General features: G+C 54.2%; 1 protein-coding gene. It reads right to left on the bottom strand.

What is annotated here, in order from left to right:
* A partial coding sequence (locus tag CYD26_RS24805; protein ID WP_145991831.1) for a hypothetical protein occupies window positions 1-266 on the bottom strand: 266 nt, incomplete at its 3' end.
* Window positions 267-452: the final 186 nt, after the last annotated feature.

Genomic DNA, 452 nt, shown 5'->3' with positions numbered 1-452 from the left:
TCACTCGTCACCATCAACAACGCATGTACCTCAGTGAGCGTCGCTTCCTTGAGCGACAAAAACTTCGCACAGGCCAGACCACTGCGCTTTCGTCGCCAGCGCGATTGTTTGCTGATCTCGGTCTCGTATCGCGCCGCGAACTGCCGTGCGAGCTGCGCTGCCTTGTCGGGGCTGCAAGCGATCTGTTGGTAACGGTCATAGCCATCGATGACCGCGTCCTGGACACGCTGCATCAACACAAAACGGTGCAGATAATGGACGTGCATGCCGATACCTAATAAAGAGACCTAATATATTCTACAAGGATATTTCAGGTGTTCAATGACGGCACTGGCGATACGTAATAACTAGAGGTTCCTGAGCTGGGGAGTTACACACGCATGTTTGCCATTCCTACTTTGACCGTGCTGAACGGGGAGGACGCCACCCTCTGCAAAAACAGGGGGGCCGCC

It is taken from the genome of Pseudomonas sp. FFUP_PS_473 (genome assembly GCF_002858665.1).
Classification (GTDB): domain Bacteria; phylum Pseudomonadota; class Gammaproteobacteria; order Pseudomonadales; family Pseudomonadaceae; genus Aquipseudomonas; species Aquipseudomonas defluvii.
This window is presented reverse-complemented; position numbering and strand designations above follow the sequence as displayed.